The organism is Sphingomonas sp. BK036, from assembly GCF_004216825.1.
In the GTDB taxonomy this organism is placed as follows: domain Bacteria; phylum Pseudomonadota; class Alphaproteobacteria; order Sphingomonadales; family Sphingomonadaceae; genus Sphingomonas.
On record NZ_SGXR01000004.1, the window covers coordinates 76,851 to 94,812 of the forward strand.

At 65.8% G+C, this 17,962-nt stretch carries 11 protein-coding genes; 3 read left to right on the forward strand and 8 right to left on the reverse strand.

The window, feature by feature from the left end; translation table 11 throughout:
• The first annotated feature begins 3 nt into the window (after positions 1 to 3).
• On the forward strand, positions 4 to 663 hold the full coding sequence (locus EV283_RS07430; RefSeq protein ID WP_130324134.1) for a hypothetical protein: 660 nt from the start codon (positions 4 to 6) through the stop codon (positions 661 to 663).
• 88 nt (positions 664 to 751) lie between these two features.
• Here the strand turns inward: EV283_RS07430 and EV283_RS07435 are convergent, their stop codons facing one another.
• The 4 genes from EV283_RS07435 to EV283_RS07450 all read right to left on the reverse strand — a co-directional run bounded on the left by EV283_RS07435 (position 752) and on the right by EV283_RS07450 (position 4,704).
• Positions 752 to 982: a hypothetical protein gene (locus tag EV283_RS07435; protein WP_130324136.1), complete on the reverse strand. Its 231-nt coding sequence runs from the start codon at positions 980 to 982 to the stop codon at positions 752 to 754.
• Complete coding sequence (locus tag EV283_RS07440) at positions 979 to 2,112, reverse strand: PepSY-associated TM helix domain-containing protein (RefSeq protein WP_130324138.1); 1,134 nt, start codon at positions 2,110 to 2,112, stop codon at positions 979 to 981. Before EV283_RS07440 ends, EV283_RS07435 begins: the two co-directional genes overlap by 4 nt.
• A 239-nt stretch (positions 2,113 to 2,351) precedes the next feature.
• On the reverse strand, positions 2,352 to 3,986 hold the full coding sequence (locus EV283_RS07445) for an OFA family MFS transporter (RefSeq protein ID WP_130324140.1): 1,635 nt from the start codon (positions 3,984 to 3,986) through the stop codon (positions 2,352 to 2,354).
• A 43-nt stretch (positions 3,987 to 4,029) separates the two neighbouring features.
• A complete protein-coding gene (locus EV283_RS07450; RefSeq protein ID WP_130324142.1) occupies positions 4,030 to 4,704 on the reverse strand; it encodes a fumarylacetoacetate hydrolase family protein in 675 nt (224 codons plus the stop codon).
• 107 nt (positions 4,705 to 4,811) lie between these two features.
• Here EV283_RS07450 and EV283_RS07455 point away from each other — a divergent pair, with 107 nt between their 5' ends.
• On the forward strand, positions 4,812 to 5,906 hold the full coding sequence (locus EV283_RS07455) for a catalase family protein (RefSeq protein ID WP_130324144.1): 1,095 nt from the start codon (positions 4,812 to 4,814) through the stop codon (positions 5,904 to 5,906).
• On the forward strand, positions 5,899 to 6,693 hold the full coding sequence (locus EV283_RS07460; RefSeq protein ID WP_242615848.1) for a metallophosphoesterase: 795 nt from the start codon (positions 5,899 to 5,901) through the stop codon (positions 6,691 to 6,693). Before EV283_RS07455 ends, EV283_RS07460 begins: the two co-directional genes overlap by 8 nt.
• Before the next feature lie 36 nt (positions 6,694 to 6,729).
• On the opposite strand, the gene EV283_RS07465 is transcribed toward EV283_RS07460, so the two are convergent.
• The 4 genes from EV283_RS07465 to rpoB all read right to left on the reverse strand — a co-directional run bounded on the left by EV283_RS07465 (position 6,730) and on the right by rpoB (position 17,723).
• Positions 6,730 to 7,593, reverse strand: coding sequence for a hypothetical protein (locus tag EV283_RS07465; RefSeq protein ID WP_242615849.1), 864 nt, complete (start codon positions 7,591 to 7,593; stop codon positions 6,730 to 6,732).
• Positions 7,594 to 7,612: 19 nt separating this feature from the next.
• A complete protein-coding gene (locus EV283_RS07470; RefSeq protein WP_130324148.1) occupies positions 7,613 to 8,896 on the reverse strand; it encodes a glycosyltransferase in 1,284 nt (427 codons plus the stop codon).
• A 223-nt stretch (positions 8,897 to 9,119) separates the two neighbouring features.
• Positions 9,120 to 13,406 (reverse strand): DNA-directed RNA polymerase subunit beta', encoded by a 4,287-nt coding sequence (gene rpoC / locus EV283_RS07475; protein ID WP_130324150.1) that lies wholly within the window; start codon positions 13,404 to 13,406, stop codon positions 9,120 to 9,122.
• A 162-nt stretch (positions 13,407 to 13,568) separates the two neighbouring features.
• On the reverse strand, positions 13,569 to 17,723 hold the full coding sequence (gene rpoB / locus EV283_RS07480) for a DNA-directed RNA polymerase subunit beta (RefSeq protein WP_130324152.1): 4,155 nt from the start codon (positions 17,721 to 17,723) through the stop codon (positions 13,569 to 13,571).
• Between the last annotated feature and the right edge of the window lie 239 nt (positions 17,724 to 17,962).

Sequence of the window (17,962 nt, forward strand, 5' to 3'; positions counted from 1 at the left end):
CACGTGACCGAACATTCCCACATCGCCCCGAAGAAGGGCTTCAACTTCCGCCGTAACCGCCTGGCGCTTGCCGCGGCCGGCCTGCTCGCCGTCGGTGGTGCCGCCGGTGCCGTCACCGTCGCCGCCACGCGCCCCAGCGTGACGATGGCGCCCGCCACGCCCGTGGCGATCCGCTCGCTCCAGTCGGACGGCATCGTCACGATCCGCGGCACCGTCGCCGAGATCTATGGCAACAAGTTCGTGATGGCCGACCCGACCGGCCGCGCGCTGGTCGACCTCGGCCGCGAGGGCGACAATGGCGCTCTGGTCACCGCCGGCCAGCCGGTGACGATCCAGGGCCGGTTCGAGGATGGCTTCGTCCATGCCTCGTTCCTGGTCGGTGCCGGTGGCAAGGTGACCGCGCTCGGCCCGGTCGGTGGCCCGCCACGTGGTCCGGGCGGTCCTGGCGGTCCGGGTGGCCCCGGTCGTGACGGCCCGGCCGGTCCTGGTGGTCCGGGCGGCCCCGGCGGTCCGGGTGCGCCTCCGCCCCCGGCCGGCATGGCACCCCCGCCGCCGCCAATGACTCCGGGTGCGGCGCGTGCGCCGGTCGGTGTCCCGGCGGGTGCGCCTGTTGCCCCGGCACCGGCTACCGCGCCGGCACCGCAGGCGGCGCCAGCGACCTGATCCAGATGGAGCCGGTCATGCCGGCTCCATTACTCGTTCACTGTCGACAGGGCGGGGGCCGCAAGGACCCCACCCTGTCGTCGTACGTTTAGGCCCGGCGCGCGACTTGCGCGGCCCTCGGCGATTCGGCGCGGCGCGGTTGCGTGGCGGGGGGCAGGACCCAGCATCGGGCGGTCACGGCCAGCGGCAACGCGAGCAGCAGGCCTGCGCCGACATCCCAGACTCCGTCGCCCACCAGCCCCGCGCCGAGACCCGCGACGGTCGACACGCCCAGCAGGATGGGCACTGCGAAGATCTGGCGGTTGGTCTTGTGGCTCACGCTGTTTCTCCCGCCATCACGACTTCGCGGACTCGTTGCTCGCTCGGACCGCCCTTGCGGCGCAGCCACAGATACAGACCGCTGCCGAGCACCACGATCGTCAGCACGTCGAAAACCGCCCAGACGATCTTCATCACCAGCCCGCCATAATCGCCGAAGTGCAACGGCTGCGCGAGCAGCATCGCCTGCATGTACCACGGCATCGGCGTCACCGCGTCGAGTTGCCCGGTCGCGGCATCGACGAACCCGGGCAGCAACAGCTTCGACGTCATCGGCGTCGTGCCCTTCATGAACACCGCATAATGATGCTTGCTGCTGAACACGACGCCGGGGAAGGCGATGAACTGCGGTTCCATCTCGGGTGCCTTGCGCTGCACCGCATCGAGCGCCGCCTGCACCGAGGCGCGATTGGGGCCGAGCGGCGTGCGCGTCTCGCTCGCGGCGATCGCGGCGAGGCCGTTCGCCTTCCAGATGCTCGTGATCGGCACGACGAAGGTGTTGATCGTCCCCGTCACGCCGACGACGCTCGCCCAAACAAGCGTGACGATGCCGAGCAGATTGTGGCGATCGAGCCAGCCGAGCCGCTTGCTGCGACCGCGCCGCAGCGTGCCGAAGTCGAGCTTGGCCATGAACGGCGCATAGAGAACGACGCCCGAGACGATCGCCGCGAAGAACAGCAGCCCCATCACGCCCAGGAAGATTTCCGCCCAGAAGCCGAGCAGCATGTCGGTGTGGAGTTCGAGGATGAACGCCATCACGCCGGGCACATAGGGCGGCATCGTCGCACCGGTGCGCGCGTCGAAAGCGAGGAAATGCATCGCGGCCGGGGCGACATCGCCGGTCGCGCCGGTCGTCACATAGACGATGGGTCGGTCGTCGTCGAAGCTGATATAGAGCGGGATATCGCCCGGCGCGGTCGCGGCGGCCCGCTTCAGGATCGCGTCGAGTGGGAGCGAGGGCGTGCCCGTGGGCATCGTCGCCATCGGTGCTGGCGGGTTGAGCCAGCCATCGATCTCGTCCTGGAAGATCAGCGGCAGCCCGGTGACGCACAGCATCAGCAGGAACGCGGTGCAGATAAGGCTCGTCCATTTGTGGACGAGGTACCAGGTCTTGATCGTGCCGCGAGTCATGCGCGCGCCGCGGCGTCGTCGAACGAAAAAGGCGGCCGGATGGTCACCGGCACACAAGTACAGAATTGATAACGATGTGCAATAGCGACGTCGCTGATCAAGCCTTGAACCGATCCTCCCCCGCCAGGGGGAGGTGGCTGGCGTCAGCCAGACGGAGGGGGAGGGAAGGGTAACTGCTGTTCCGTGTCCGCCCCCTCCGACACCTCCCCCTTGCGGGGGAGGAGCACAGTAGGTGCGGCTTACTTGAGCAGGATCAGCGCCTTCGACAGCGTCATGTAGATCCCCCAGAGGATCGGCAGCCCGACCGCCAGCCATGCGAACACCACGATCGGCGAGGTGCCGGTCTCCGCCGCGACGGTGCCGCCGGCAACCGTCTCGACCGCCCGCGGCGCATCATCCGCGGGCATGTGGAACTTCGCGGCGACCGGCCGGACGAACAGGTTCGCGACGAACCCGGCAACCAGCATCGCCGCCAGCACCCAGAAGATCGGCGGGTAGATATCGCCGCGCGGCACGCCCGCGGCGATCGCCCGGTCGCGCATATTCGCGACGAGCAGCGGCCCGACCACGCCCGCGGTCGACCAGGCGGTCAGCAACCGGCCATGGATCGCGCCGACATATTTCGTCCCGAACAAATCGGCGAGATAGGCCGGCGCCGTCGCGAACCCGCCCCCGTACATCGATGCCAGGATGCAGAAGACGAGGATGAACAGCCCGAGCGTCGTGCCCGCAAGCGCCGGTGCGGCAAGCCCATAGAGCAGCGCGCCCGCGACGAGGATGGTTGCGAACAGCGGCTTGCGGCCGATCCGGTCGGACAGCCACGCCCAGAAGAACCGGCCGCCGATGTTGAACAGGCTGATCGCGCCGACAAAGCCCGCGCCGACCGCCGCCGCCGCCTTTTTCTGGTCGTCGTCGAACGCGGTGAACAACACGCCCGGCGCGTCGATCAGGCGACCGCCGAACAGCTCCTGCAACATTGGCGATGCGATGCCGATGATCCCGATCGAGGCGGAGACGTTGAAGAACAGCACCAGCCACACCAGCCAGAATTGCGGCGTGCGGTGCGCGTCGGACAACGCGACGTTGAATCGGCTGATCGATGCCTTGGCACTCGTGGGTGCGGTCCAGCCTGCCGGGGCCCAGCCCTCGGCCGGCACGCGGTAGCCGATCGCGCCGGCCATCATGAACACGAAATACACGGCCGCGAGCACCAGGAACGTCTGCCAGACGCCGACGCCGGTCGCGCTGGCGAAATGCTTCATCAGCAGATCGGCGAGCGGTCCGCCGATCATCGCGCCGCCGCCAAAGCCCATGATCGCCATGCCGGTCGCCATGCCGCGCCGGTCGGGAAACCATTTGATCAGCGTCGAGACGGGCGAGATATAGCCGAGCCCAAGCCCGATCCCGCCGATCACGCCCGATCCGATCCAGATCAGCCACAACTGGTGCATCGCCACGCCGATCGCGGCGATCCCCATGCCGCCACACCAGCAGAAGGCGGCGACGACGCCGGCCTTGCGCGGCCCCGCGCGTTCGAGCCAGCCGCCCCAGATCGCCGCTGCGGCACCGAGCACCACGAAGAACAACGTGTACGTCCAGACGAGATCGCTCACCCGCCAGTCGCAGCTCGTCGTGGTCAGCGCGCCGAGCAGCGAAAGGTTGGGGCAGGCGACGGGGTCGGTGATCCCGATCGCACGTGACAGCGGCAGCCAGAAGACGCTGAACCCGTACGCCATGCCGATGCACAGATGGATCGCGAGCGCGCAGGGCGGCACCAGCCACCGGTTGAAACCGGGGGCGGCAACGGTGCGCGCGCGGCTGAGAAAGCCGTGTCCGCCTGCGTTGCCGATGCCCGTATCGATCGTATCTGTCATCCAACCCCCGATTATATCTGGTTATATTCGGGAGCGTGGACGATCAGGCGGCGAATGTCACTCGCAGCGTTTCAAATCCGTCGATCGTCGCGCTGACGCTTTGCCCCGGGCGGATCGGGCCGACTCCCGCGGGGGTGCCGGTGAAGATCAGGTCGCCCGGCGCCAGTTCGACGAAGGTCGACAGCGTCGCGATGATCTCCGGCACGCTCCAGATCATCATCGACAGGTCGCCCGACTGGCGGGTCTCGCCGTCGACCGTGAGCGCGATGCCGCCGCTCGCTGCCGGCGCGCCCGGCGTGATCGCGCCGATCGGGGCGGAGCGATCGAAGCCCTTCGCCATGTCCCATGGCCGGCCGATCGCCTTGGCCGCCGCCTGCAGATCGCGCCGGGTCAGGTCGATGCCGACCGCGGCACCGAAGATCGTCGCCGGGGCATCGGCGACCGCAATATTCTTGCCGCCCGCGCCCAGCGCGATCACCAGCTCGACTTCGTGATGCAGGTCCCGCGTCTGCGGCGGGAAGGGGAGCGTGCTGCCGTTTTCGACGACCGCGTCGGCCGGCTTGGAGAAGAAGAACGGCTCCTGCCGGTCGGGATCGGAGCCCATCTCGCGCGCGTGATCGGCATAGTTCTGGCCGACGCAGAAGATCCGGCGGACGGGAAAGCGGTCGGTCGTACCGGCGATGGCGACGCTCGGCGCGGTGATCGTGGGAATGTGCATGATGGCTCCTTTGCCGGCCTACATCACGTGTCCGGGCATGGTTTGCAACGCACGCGGAACGTCCTCCGGCACGATGGGTTGGGCCTGTCTACGCAGTGGAGATCGCGATGCCCAGCACCCAGCCCGTCCGTTTCGAAACGTCGGTCGAGACGATCGCACCCGACGAAGCGGAGACGTTGCAGGGCCTCAAGGCGTCGTTCCAGGAGATATTGGAGACCACGTCGCAGGATTACGGCCATGCGGTCCGTGCGGTCCATGCCAAGGCGCACGGCATCGCGCGCGGGTCGATCACGATTTCGGAAGGCCTGCCGCCGCTCCTCGCGCAGGGAGCCTTCGCTAAGCCCGGTCGTCACGAGGCGGTAATCCGCATCTCGACCAATGCGGGCGACATCCTCGACGACAGCGTCAGCCTGCCGCGGGGGCTGGCGCTCAAGATCCTCGACGTTGCGGGGGATCGACTGCCCGGGTCGGAAGGCGACACGACGCAGGACTTCATCATGGTCAATGCGCCGGCCTTTTCCGCGAGCGACCCCAAGGCGTTCGGCAAGAACCTCAAGTTGCTGACCAAGACGACGGATCGGTTCGAGGGCGTGAAGAAGGCGATGTCGGCGACATTCCGCGTCGTCGAATCCGCGCTGGAAGCGGTCGGAACGCAGTCCGCGACGTTGCAGACGCTGGGTGGCGCCAAGCCCGTGCATCCGCTCGGCGAGACCTATTATTCGCAGACCGCGTTCCGCTACGGCGACTCGATCGCCAAATTCGCGCTGGTCCCGGTCTCGCCCGAGCTGGTCGCGCTGACCGGCACGCTCGTCGATATCACCACGCGCCCGGATGCCTTGCGTGAGGTCGTTCGCGATGCGTTGGCCGAGCATGGCGGGACATGGGAGCTGCGCGTCCAGATCAACACCGACCTCGAAGCCATGCCGATCGAGGACGCGTCGGTGGTGTGGGACGAGGCGATCAGCCCGTTCACGACGATCGCAAAGCTGGAGATCCCGGCGCAGGCGTCCTGGGACCAGGGCAGCAGCGAGCGCACCGACGACGCACTCGTCTACAGCGTGTGGAACGGGATCACCGCGCACCAGCCGCTCGGCGGGATCAACCGCGTCCGCAAGGAAACCTATGAGCTGTCGTCCGAATTTCGCGGGCGGTTCAACGGATGCCCGGTGCATCAGCCAGCGAAGCTCTCCGACCTTGCGTGACGTCTCAGCCAAGGGGGGCGCGTCGTTGAAGCTGTTCCATGTCAGCGACGTGCATTTCGGTGCAGAGGATCCGGCGGCGATCGCCTGGTTCTCCGAACGCGTCGCAGACGAGAAGCCCGACGCGGTCATCATGACCGGCGACCTGACGATGCGCGCCACCAAGGACGAATTCCAGCGGGGCGGCGACTGGCTGCGATCGCTGGGCGTGCCGGTCACGCTGGAAGTCGGCAACCACGACATTCCCTATTACTGGGATCCGTTCCGGCGGTTCTTCGCGCCCTATCAGCGCTATGCAGCGGTCGAGCAGATGATCGAGCGGCCGCTCGAGCTTCCCGGCGTCACGGTCGTGCCGTTGAAGACCACCGCGCGCGCGCAGTGGCGGTGGAACTGGTCGAAGGGGCGCGTGAGCTCGGGCTCGTTGAAGCGCGCGCTGGCGATGATCGCCGACGTGCCCAAGGGCAATCTGATCTTCATCGGCGCGCATCATCCGCTGATCGAGGGCGGGACCACCGGCACAGCCAAGACTCGCCACGGCGACGAGGCGCTGACCGCGCTGGCGGAGGCCGGCGCGCACGCGGTGCTGTCTGGGCACGTCCATGACCCGTTCGACGTGCCGGTCGAGCGCCAGGGGCGGACGATCCGGATGATAGGCGCGGGCACGCTGTCGAAGCGGACACGCGGCAGTCCGCCTGCGTTCAACGAGATCCGGTTGGAAGGCGGCCGCTTCGAGACGCTCGCGCGGACGTTGTCGGACGAAGCCAAATACTCGATCACGAGCGCGGTCTGACGGGCCTCGCGCTTGGTCGGGCGCCTGGTCGGGCGCCTAGTCGGGCGCCTTCCCGGAATTGAACTCGATGACGATCTCGACCCAGCCGCCGAGGATCTGCTTGCCGCCGACGCGCGGCGGGCGGACGCGGAATTGCCACGCAGCCTGCCGCATCGCGCGCGCAAGGCCTGAGCCGACCGGCGACTCGCTGAGCGCGCGGCAATTTTCGACCTGGTAATTCTCAATCATCCGGCACGCGATCCGGGCCCAGCTGTTCGGCGGCGGCGGGCTCTTCAGATAGCCGTTGAGCTCGGCATCGGTCGGGCGGCGATACCATTCGACCCTGTACAGCCGCTCACCACCCGGGCCCTCGCCGGGACCATAGGTCGAGCCGCTGTCCTTGCCCTTGCCCGACCCGCTGCCGCCGTCACCGCCGGCAAGCTGGTCGTTGGGGTGCGACGGCATCTTCGAGATATCGGCGGCCTCGAACATCTCCATCCCGCCGAGCATCTTGATCGGCAGCGGGGGCGGCGCCTTTGGCGGGGCAGGGGGTGCCTGCGCCGCTTCGACGCGCGGGGCAGCGCGTTGCGGCGAACCCCCGCTGGCGCGCTTCTGCTTGGTCGGCGACGGCGTGCGCTTTTCGGGCGTCGGGGTAGGCTGGTCCGGGGCGATCTGGAACGTGACCGGATCGCGCCGTTCCTCCGGCTTGACGATCGACAAGGGTGGCGCCAGCCGCAGCAGAAGCAGGATGATCAGGATATGCGCGATCACCGTCAACACGAACGCGGCGCTGCGCCGTCGCGTAGAACCGCGCGTCTCGCTCGACGAAGGATGGTACGCCGACCGCATCGGCAGTCCGCCTAGACCGGCAACGGTCCAACGGCAACGTCCGGCATCGACGATCTTTTTTGCGCTATTCACCTGCAAAGCGCCTGTCGGGTCAGCCGTACGCGATCAGCAGCGCCGTGATCTCGTCCGCGGCGGCGTCGGCGCCGTTCTCTCGCGAAACCTGCGCGCCGATCTGCGCAGCCTTCGATTCCAGGGACGGGCTCAGGATCGCGGCGATCGCGGCCCGCGCGCGCGCCGTCGTGAACCGGCGCGACGACAGCGTCCGGCCGACACCCATCCTCAGGATCCGACGCCCATTGTCGTGTTGGTCGCCCATATGCGGCACGACGAGTTGCGGTTTTCCCGCCCGCAGCGCCTGGCCGGTCGAGCCAGCACCGCCATGATGGATGATCGCGCACGCACGCGGAAACAGCAGCGAGTGCGGCGCATAGCGGCAGACGTGAACCTGCTCGGTCGATACCGCGTGCGCGTCGTTGCCGGTGAGCAGGACCGCTCGCAGGCCGAGCGCACGGGGTGCCGCTGCCGCCGTCGCATAGAAATCGCCCGGCGCGAACGTGGCGAACGATCCCAGCGTGAACACCAACGGCGCCGGTCCTGCGGCGAGGAAGGCGCCCAGCGCCGGATCGAGCCTTTCGGGCGCGCCGGTATCGCTGTCGAACACGGCAAAGCCCGTGATGCGCATCGTGGCGGGAAGATCGGGCTGTGACGGCGCGATAAGCGGCGAATAGCAGCAGAGCGTCAGCGCCGTGGCAGCGGGTGTCTCCAGCAACAGCGCCTGGGCGGATGGCGGCAAACCGTGCGCTGCGCGAACCGCGTTCACCGGCCGCGCGTGGCGGTGCCGCAGGACGCCGCGCATGACGCGGTACACCGCCCTGTTCCACGCCCTGCCGACTGGGCCAGCCGGGGCGGGGGCCATCATCCGGAAATCGGGGGTGCTGGGCGGCGCGTAAGCGGAGAAGGTCGCCATCGGCTGCAGCAGCACGTTGACGAGCGGTACGCCGCGCAGTTCCGCGACGATCGGCGCGGCGAACACGAACAGCGATGCGACCAGGGCGACGGCGCCGTCCATCGCCTCGTCCAGCGCGGTCGTACTGTCGGCGAGCCACGGCATCAGGATCCGGTCCATCAGATAGGTCTGATCCGCCATGATCCGCCGCGCCGCCTGTTCGGGCGGCAGGCCTAGCGCCTTTGCCAGCGTATCGAACCCGCCGACGATCGCCACGCCGGCCAATCCCGCCGCTTCGACCTTGGCGACATGATCCGCCGGCACCGCCAGCACGACCGCGAACCCGCGGGCCTTTAGCGCGAGACCGATGGCGATGAAGGGATGCAGGTCACCAAGCGAGCCGATCGTGGCGAGGACGATCTTCCGCATCGGCGCTATGGTCCTTTTCGGCCGCATGAACAGGGGCCGTCATCAGCCGCCGAGAGGGGGCTGGTACGACATATTCATTGCGGGAAAATGTCAGCGACGCGCGCGCGCGGATCGGACCGCTGCCACCAGGACTTGGACGGCCGCCCAAACGAAAAAGGCCGCCGCCCGGTGTCCCGGACGGCGGCCTTTTTTCCGTCGGCGCCGAGGCGTCCGACGAAGCCGATTACTCGGCTTCGTTCAGATACTCGCCGGCATCGGCATCGGTACCGGTGCCCGACGTCACGACCTTGGCGAGCGGGTCTTCACCCGCGCCACCCTCGTCACGCGGCGAGCGCGCGAGTTCGGCCGCATGCTCGTCCGCCGCCGACATCGGTGCGACGATCGAGGCTTCCGCCATCTTGCGCTGGGCAACGCGCATCGACGCATCGCGGCTGTTCGCCACGACCCGCAGACGGTTGAGGCCTGCGCCGGTGCCTGCCGGGATGAGCCGGCCGACGATGACGTTTTCCTTCAGGCCCATCAGCATGTCCTGCTTACCCTGGACAGCCGCTTCGGTGAGGACGCGCGTGGTCTCCTGGAACGATGCCGCCGAGATGAAGCTGCGGGTCTGCAGCGACGCCTTGGTGATACCGAGCAGGATCGGCTTGCCCTGTGCGCGGGCCTGCTTCTTCTCCAGCTTCTCGTTGGTCGCGTCCATTTCCTCGCGATCGACCTGCTCGCCCTTCAGCAGCGTGGTGTCGCCGCCGTCGGTGATCTCGACCTTCTGCAGCATCTGACGAACGATCGTCTCGATGTGCTTGTCGTTGATCTTCACGCCCTGGAGTCGATAGACCTCCTGGATTTCCGACACGAGATACTCGGCGAGGGGCTCGATACCCATCGTCTCGAGGATGTCGTGCGGATCGGGCGAGCCGCCGATCAGGTTGTCGCCGCGCTTGACGTAATCGCCTTCCTGCACGTCGATGACCTTCGACTTCGGCACCAGATACTCGACGACGTCGCCGCCATCCTCGGGCTGGATGCCGATCTTGCGCTTCGCCTTGTAGTCCTTGCCGAACACGACGCGGCCCGAGATCTTGGCGATGATCGCCGAGTCCTTGGGGATACGCGCCTCGAACAGCTCGGCAACGCGCGGCAGACCACCGGTGATGTCGCGCGTCTTGGCGCTCTCGCGGCTGACGCGGGCCACGACGTCGCCGCCGAACACCTGTGCGCCATCCTCGACCGACAGGGTGGCACCGATCGCCAGCATGTAGCGGCCGGTCTCGCCCGACGTCTCGTCGAGCAGGGTCATGCGCGGACGCAGATCCTCCTTCGACTTGGTCGCCGCACGATATTCGATCACGACGCGCTGGGCGATACCCGTGGCTTCGTCGGTCTGCTCGGTGAGCGTCTTGCCCTCGATCAGGTCGACATATTTGATCGTGCCCGGGTTCTCCGTGATCACCGGCATGGTGAACGGATCCCACTCGGCCATCCGGTCGCCGCGCGACACGATGTGGCCATCGTCGAACAGCACATAGGCGCCGTACGGGATACGATCGACCGAGAGCTCGCGACCGTCCATGTCGACGATCGCGATTTCGCCCGAGCGGCTGAGCACCACGCGACGGCCACGCTGGTCGACGATGATACGCAGATCGCGGAACTGCACCGTACCGTCGGCATGCGCCTCGAGGTTCGACGTCTCGTTGAGCTGCGCTGCACCACCGATGTGGAACGTGCGCATCGTCAGCTGCGTGCCCGGCTCACCGATCGACTGCGCGGCGATGACGCCGACAGCTTCACCGATGTTGACCGGCGTACCGCGGGCGAGATCGCGCCCGTAGCACTTGCCGCAGACGCCGATCTTGGACTCGCAGACCAGCGGGCTGCGGATCTTGCACGACTGCGTGCCGAGGCCTTCGATCGTCGTGATCATCGGCTCGTCGAGCAGCGTGCCCGACGGGATGATGACCTTGCCGGTCTTCGGATCGACGATGTCCTCCGCGGTCGTACGACCCAGGATGCGCTCGCCGAGGCTTGCGATCGTCGAACCACCCTGAAGGATCGCCTTCATTTCGAGGGCGCGCGTGGTGCCGCAATCGGGTTCGATGATGACGCAATCCTGCGACACGTCGACCAGACGACGCGTGAGGTACCCCGAGTTCGCCGTCTTCAACGCCGTATCCGCGAGGCCCTTACGCGCGCCGTGGGTTGAGTTGAAGTATTCAAGGACGGTCAGGCCTTCCTTGAAGTTCGAGATGATCGGCGTCTCGATGATCTCGCCCGATGGCTTGGCCATCAGGCCGCGCATGCCGGCAAGCTGCTTGATCTGCGCCTGCGAACCACGGGCACCCGAGTGGGCCATCATGTAGATCGAGTTGATCGGCTTTTCACGGCCGGTCTCCTTGTCGACCTTCACCGCACGGATCTCGTCCATCATGGCGTTCGCGACCTGGTCGCCGCAACGGCTCCAGGCGTCGATCACCTTGTTGTACTTCTCCTGCTGCGTGATCAGACCATCCTGATACTGCTGCTCGAAGTCCTTCACGAGCGCCTTGGTGTCGTCGACCAGACCAACCTTGGCGTCCGGAATGATCATGTCGTCCTTGCCGAACGAGATGCCGGCGCGGAAGGCGTGGCGGAAGCCGAGCGTCATGATCGCATCGGCGAACAGCACGGTCTCCTTCTGGCCGGTGTGACGATAGACCTCGTCGATCACGTCGCCCACGTCCTTCTTGGTGAGCAGGCGGTTGACGGTGTCGAACGGCACCTTGTGGCTGTGCGGCAGGCACTCGCCCAGCAGCATGCGGCCCGGGGTCGTCTCGTACCGCTTGAGGTACTGCTTGCCCTTCTCGTCGGTCTGCGGAACGCGGCTGATCACCTTGGTGTGCAGCGTGACCGCCTGCGCGTTCAGCGCCTGGTGCACCTCGGCCATGTCACCGAGCAGCATGCCCTGGCCCGGCTCGTTCTCCTTCATCATCGACAGATAATAGAGACCGAGAACCATGTCCTGCGACGGGACGATGATCGGCTTGCCGTTGGCGGGCGACAGGATGTTGTTCGTCGACATCATCAGGACGCGCGCTTCGAGCTGGGCCTCGAGGCTCAGCGGGACGTGCACGGCCATCTGATCGCCGTCGAAATCGGCGTTGAACGCGGAGCAGACCAGCGGGTGAAGCTGGATCGCCTTGCCCTCGATCAGCACCGGCTCGAACGCCTGGATGCCAAGACGGTGAAGCGTCGGCGCACGGTTGAGCATGACCGGATGCTCGCGGATCACCTCGTCCAGGATGTCCCAGACTTCCTTACGCTCCTTCTCGACCCACTTCTTCGCCTGCTTCAGGGTCATCGACAGACCCTTGGCATCGAGACGCGCGTAGATGAACGGCTTGAACAGCTCGAGCGCCATCTTCTTCGGCAGGCCGCACTGGTGCAGCTTGAGTTCCGGCCCGGTCACGATGACCGAACGACCCGAATAGTCGACGCGCTTGCCGAGCAAGTTCTGGCGGAAGCGGCCCTGCTTGCCCTTGAGCATGTCGGACAGCGACTTGAGCGGACGCTTGTTGGCGCCCGTGATCGTGCGACCGCGGCGACCATTATCGAACAGTGCGTCGACGGCCTCCTGGAGCATGCGCTTCTCGTTGCGGACGATGATGTCCGGCGCGCGGAGCTCCATCAGGCGCTTCAGGCGGTTGTTGCGGTTGATCACGCGGCGATACAGATCGTTCAAATCCGACGTCGCGAAACGACCACCGTCCAGCGGCACCAGCGGGCGCAGCTCGGGCGGGATGACCGGCACGACTTCGAGGATCATCCACTCGGGGCGGTTGCCCGAATCGATGAAGCTCTCGACGACCTTCAGCCGCTTGATGATCTTTTTGGGCTTCAGCTCGGACTTGGTGACCGCGAGCTCTTCGAGCAGTGTGGTACGCTCACCCTCGAGATCGAGCGATTCGAGCATGATGCGGACCGCTTCGGCACCGATACCGGCCGAGAACGCGTCCTCGCCATACTGGTCCTGCGCGTCGAGGAGCTCGTCCTCGGTCATCAGCTGGTACTTCTCGAGCGGGGTCAGGCCCGGCTCGATGACGATGTACGCCTCGAAGTACAGCACGCGCTCGAGCTGCTTGAGCTGCATGTCGAGCAGCAGGCCGATGCGCGACGGCAGCGACTTCAGGAACCAGATGTGCGCGACGGGAGCGGCGAGCTCGATATGGCCCATCCGCTCGCGGCGAACCTTCGAGACGGTAACCTCGACGCCGCACTTCTCGCAGACGATGCCCTTGTACTTCATGCGCTTGTACTTGCCGCACAGGCACTCGTAATCCTTGATCGGACCGAAGATGCGCGCGCAGAACAGGCCGTCACGCTCGGGCTTGAACGTGCGATAGTTGATGGTCTCGGGCTTCTTGATCTCGCCGAACGACCAGCTGCGGATCTTGTCCGGGGACGCGATGCCGATCTGGATCTGGTCGAACGTTTCGGTCTTGGCGACCGGATTGGCGAAGGGGGTCATCTCGTTCATATATTGATCCTTCCAACTCCCCTCCCGCAAGCGGGAGGGGAAGGGGCCCAAGCTCTTGCTTGGGAAGGGGTGGGCACCCGGTTCGATCTTGGCGCTCCATCACTGGCCGGGAGCCCACCCCCGGCCCCTCCCGCGAGCGGGAGGGGAGCTAAGTTAACCGCGTTACTCCGCCGCGATCTGGATGCCGTCGCTGTCGAAGCCGGGCTCCGACTGCTTCAGGTCCACATTCAGGCCGAGCGAGCGCATTTCCTTGACGAGCACGTTGAAGCTCTCCGGGATGCCGGCCTCGAACGTGTCGTCGCCCTTGACGATCGCCTCGTAGACCTTGGTGCGCCCGACGACATCGTCCGACTTCACCGTCAGCATTTCCTGCAAGGTATACGCCGCGCCGTAGGCCTGGAGTGCCCAGACCTCCATCTCGCCGAAGCGCTGACCACCGAACTGCGCCTTACCACCCAGCGGCTGCTGCGTGACCAACGAGTACGGCCCGATCGAGCGTGCGTGGATCTTGTCGTCGACCAGATGGTGGAGCTTGAGCATGTAGATATACCCAACCGTCACCTTGCGATCGAACTTGTCGCCGGTACGTCCGTCGAACAGGTCCGACTGGCCCGACGGATCGAGACCCGCCAGTTCCAGCATCGCCGACACGTCCGCCTCGCGGGCGCCGTCGAACACCGGCGTCGCCATCGGCACGCCGCCCTTCAGGTTCTTGGCCAGCTCGACGATCTCGTCACCCGAACGGGCGTCGATCTCGGCGTGATACTGCTCGCCATAGACGGTCTTGAGGCGATCGCGGACCGCTTCCGGCATCGCGCCGGCCTTGGCCTCGGGATTCTCCTCGCGCCACGTCTCGAGCGCCGCGGTGATCGACTGACCCAGACCGCGTGCGGCCCAGCCCAGATGCGTCTCGAAGATCTGCCCAACGTTCATGCGGCTCGGCACGCCCAGCGGGTTGAGCACGATATCGACCGGCGTCCCGTCGGCGAGGAACGGCATGTCCTCCGCCGGCAGGATGCGGCTGATGACGCCCTTGTTCCCGTGACGGCCGGCCATCTTGTCGCCCGGCTGCAGCTTGCGCTTCACCGCGACGAACACCTTGACCATCTTCAGCACACCCGGCGACAGCTCGTCACCACGCTCCAGCTTCTCGCGACGATCGTGGAACTTGTCCGTGATCAGCTTGGCGGCATCGTCATACTGGATCTTGACCGCTTCCAGATCGCTCTGGATCTTGTCGTCGGCGACCGCGAACTTCCACCACTCGTGGCGGTCGACGCTGTCGAGCAGATCCATGTCGATCACGACGCCCTTCTTGACGCCCTTGGGCGCCGAGGTGGCCGTCTGGTCGAGCAGCATCTCGCGGAGACGCGACCAGGTCGCACGGTTCAGGATCGAACGCTCGTCGTCCGAATCCTTCTTCAGGCGCTCGATCTCCTCGCGCTCGATCGCCATCGCGCGCTCGTCCTTGTCGATGCCGTGACGGTTGAAGACGCGAACGTCGACGACCGTACCCGACACGCCCGGCGGCAGGCGAAGCGACGTATCGCGCACGTCGCTGGCCTTCTCGCCGAAGATCGCACGGAGAAGCTTCTCCTCCGGCGTCATCGGCGATTCACCCTTCGGCGTGATCTTGCCCGCGAGAATATCGCCCGGCTCGACCTCTGCACCGATGTAGACGATGCCCGCTTCGTCGAGGTTGCGCAGCGCTTCCTCGCCGACGTTCGGGATATCGCGCGTGATATCCTCAGGCCCAAGCTTCGTGTCGCGAGCCATCACCTCGAACTCGTCGATATGGATCGACGTGAACACGTCGTCCTTCACGATCCGCTCCGAGATCAGGATCGAATCCTCGTAGTTGTAGCCGTTCCACGGCATGAACGCGACGAGGCTGTTACGACCCAGCGCCAGCTCGCCGAACTCGGTCGACGGGCCGTCGGCGAGCACGTCGCCGGCACGGACCACATCGCCCACCTTCACCAGCGGACGCTGGTTGATGCAGGTCGACTGGTTCGAGCGCTGGAACTTCATCAGCGTGTAGATGTCGACGCCCGACTTGCCGGCATCGATCTCGCCGGTTGCGCGGATGACGATACGCGCCGCGTCGACCTGGTCGACGATGCCCGCACGCTTGGCCGAGATCGCAGCACCCGAATCGCGTGCCACGGTCTCTTCCATGCCGGTGCCGACGAACGGCGCCTCGGCCTGGACGAGCGGCACGGCCTGACGCTGCATGTTCGAGCCCATCAGCGCACGGTTGGCGTCATCGTTTTCCAGGAACGGAATGAGCGATGCGGCGACCGAGACGAGCTGCTTGGGGCTGACGTCCATCAGCGTGATGTTGTCGGGCAGCGCCATCAGGAATTCGCCAGCCTGACGCGACGAGACGAGCTCCTCGGTGAACCCGCCGTCCGACGTCAGCTCGGCGTTGGCCTGCGCGATCGTGTGCTTGGCCTCTTCCATCGCCGACAGGTACACGACGTCGTCGGTCACCTTGTGGTCGACGACTTTCCGATACGGCGTTTCAATGAAGCCGTACTTGTTCACCCGCGAGAAGCTGGCGAGCGAGTTGATCAGACCGATGTTCGGGCCTTCCGGCGTCTCGATCGGGCAGATGCGGCCATAATGCGTTGGGTGAACGTCGCGGACTTCGAAGCCGGCACGCTCGCGCGTGAGACCACCTGGTCCAAGTGCCGACACGCGACGCTTGTGGGTGACTTCCGACAGCGGGTTGGTCTGATCCATGAACTGCGACAGCTGCGACGAGCCGAAGAATTCGCGGACCGCGGCAACCGCGGGCTTCGCGTTGATCAGGTCGTTCGGCATCACGGTCGAGACGTCGACCGACGACATGCGCTCCTTAACGGCGCGCTCCATGCGGAGCAGGCCGACGCGGTACTGGTTCTCGAGCAGCTCGCCGACCGAACGGACACGACGGTTACCGAGGTTGTCGATATCGTCGATCTCGCCCTTGCCGTCCTTGAGGTTCACGAGCGTCTTGATGACCTCGAGAATGTCCTCGGTACGCAGCGTCGTCACGGTATCCTCAACGTCGAGGTCGAGACGCATGTTGAGCTTCACGCGGCCGACGGCCGACAGGTCGTAGCGATCCGGATCGAAGAACAGACCGGAGAACAGGGCCTCGGCCGTCTCCAGCGTCGGCGGCTCGCCGGGACGCATCACGCGGTAGATGTCGGACAGCGCCTGCTCGCGCTCTTCGGCCTTGTCGACCTTGAGCGTGTTGCGGATCCACGGACCGGTCGCGACGTGATCGATGTCGAGCAGGTCGAGACGCTCGATGCCTGCCTGGTCGAGCAGTTCGAGGTTCTCGGCGGTCACTTCGTCACCGGCTTCGATGTAGATGCGGCCGGTCGACTCGTCGATCAGGTCGTACGCCGAATAGCGGCCGAAGATTTCCTCGGTCGGGATCAGCAGGTCGGTAAGGCCGTCCTTGAACGCCTTGTTCGCAGCGCGGGGGCTGATCTTCTGGCCGTTCGGGAATACGACTTCGCCGGTCTTCGAGTCGACGATGTCGAACATCGGCTTCTGGCCACGCCAGTTCTCGACCTGGAACGGAACGATCCAGCCACCCTGGCCGCGGACGAACGTCACGCGGTTGTAGAAATAGTTGAGGATCTCTTCCGACGTCATGCCAAGCGCGTAGAGCAAAGCCGTCACGGGCAGCTTGCGCTTGCGATCGATGCGGACGTTGACGATGTCCTTCGCGTCGAACTCGAAATCGAGCCACGAGCCGCGATACGGAATGACGCGGGCGGCGAACAGATACTTGCCCGATGCGTGCGTCTTGCCGCGATCGTGATCGAACAGGACGCCCGGCGAACGGTGCATCTGGCTGACGATGACGCGCTCGGTGCCGTTGATGAAGAACGTGCCGTTCTCGGTCATGAGCGGCATGTCGCCCATGTACACGTCCTGCTCCTTGATATCGATGACCGACTTGGCCTCGGTATCGGGATCGACCTCGAACGCGGTCAGACGCAGCGTGACGCGCATCGGCGCGGCATAGGTGATCCCGCGCTGGCGGCATTCCTCGACGTCGAACTTCGGCGGCTCAAGGACGTAATCGTCGAAATCGAGATAGGCGGTGCCGGCGAAATCCTGGATCGGGAACACGCTGCGCAGCGTCTTCTCAAGACCCGAGACATGGCCGATCGACTTGTCGGAGCGCAGGAACTGCTCGTAGCTCTCGCGCTGGACTTCGATCAGGTTCGGCATCTGCACGACTTCGTGGATGTTGCCGAAAACCTTGCGGATACGGCGCTTTGCAGTGCCGTGTTCGATCGCCTTGGATGCCATAGGTTTTGTTTCGCCCTATAAAAACTGACGGGTCAGTCGTAATTTCGTGCTTGGGAACCCCCAAGCGGGACGCACGTTCACGCAAAAAGGCCGCTCGCATCAGGTGCGGCGGCTCTCAGCGTATGAAACCTCAGTATCCAATACGATCGACACGCTGCGCGACGGCATGTCATTTCCCGGATGCTGTGGTGAGCTGCGGATATAGGCGTGGCACGGCGTCATGTCAAAGGGGGAAGGGG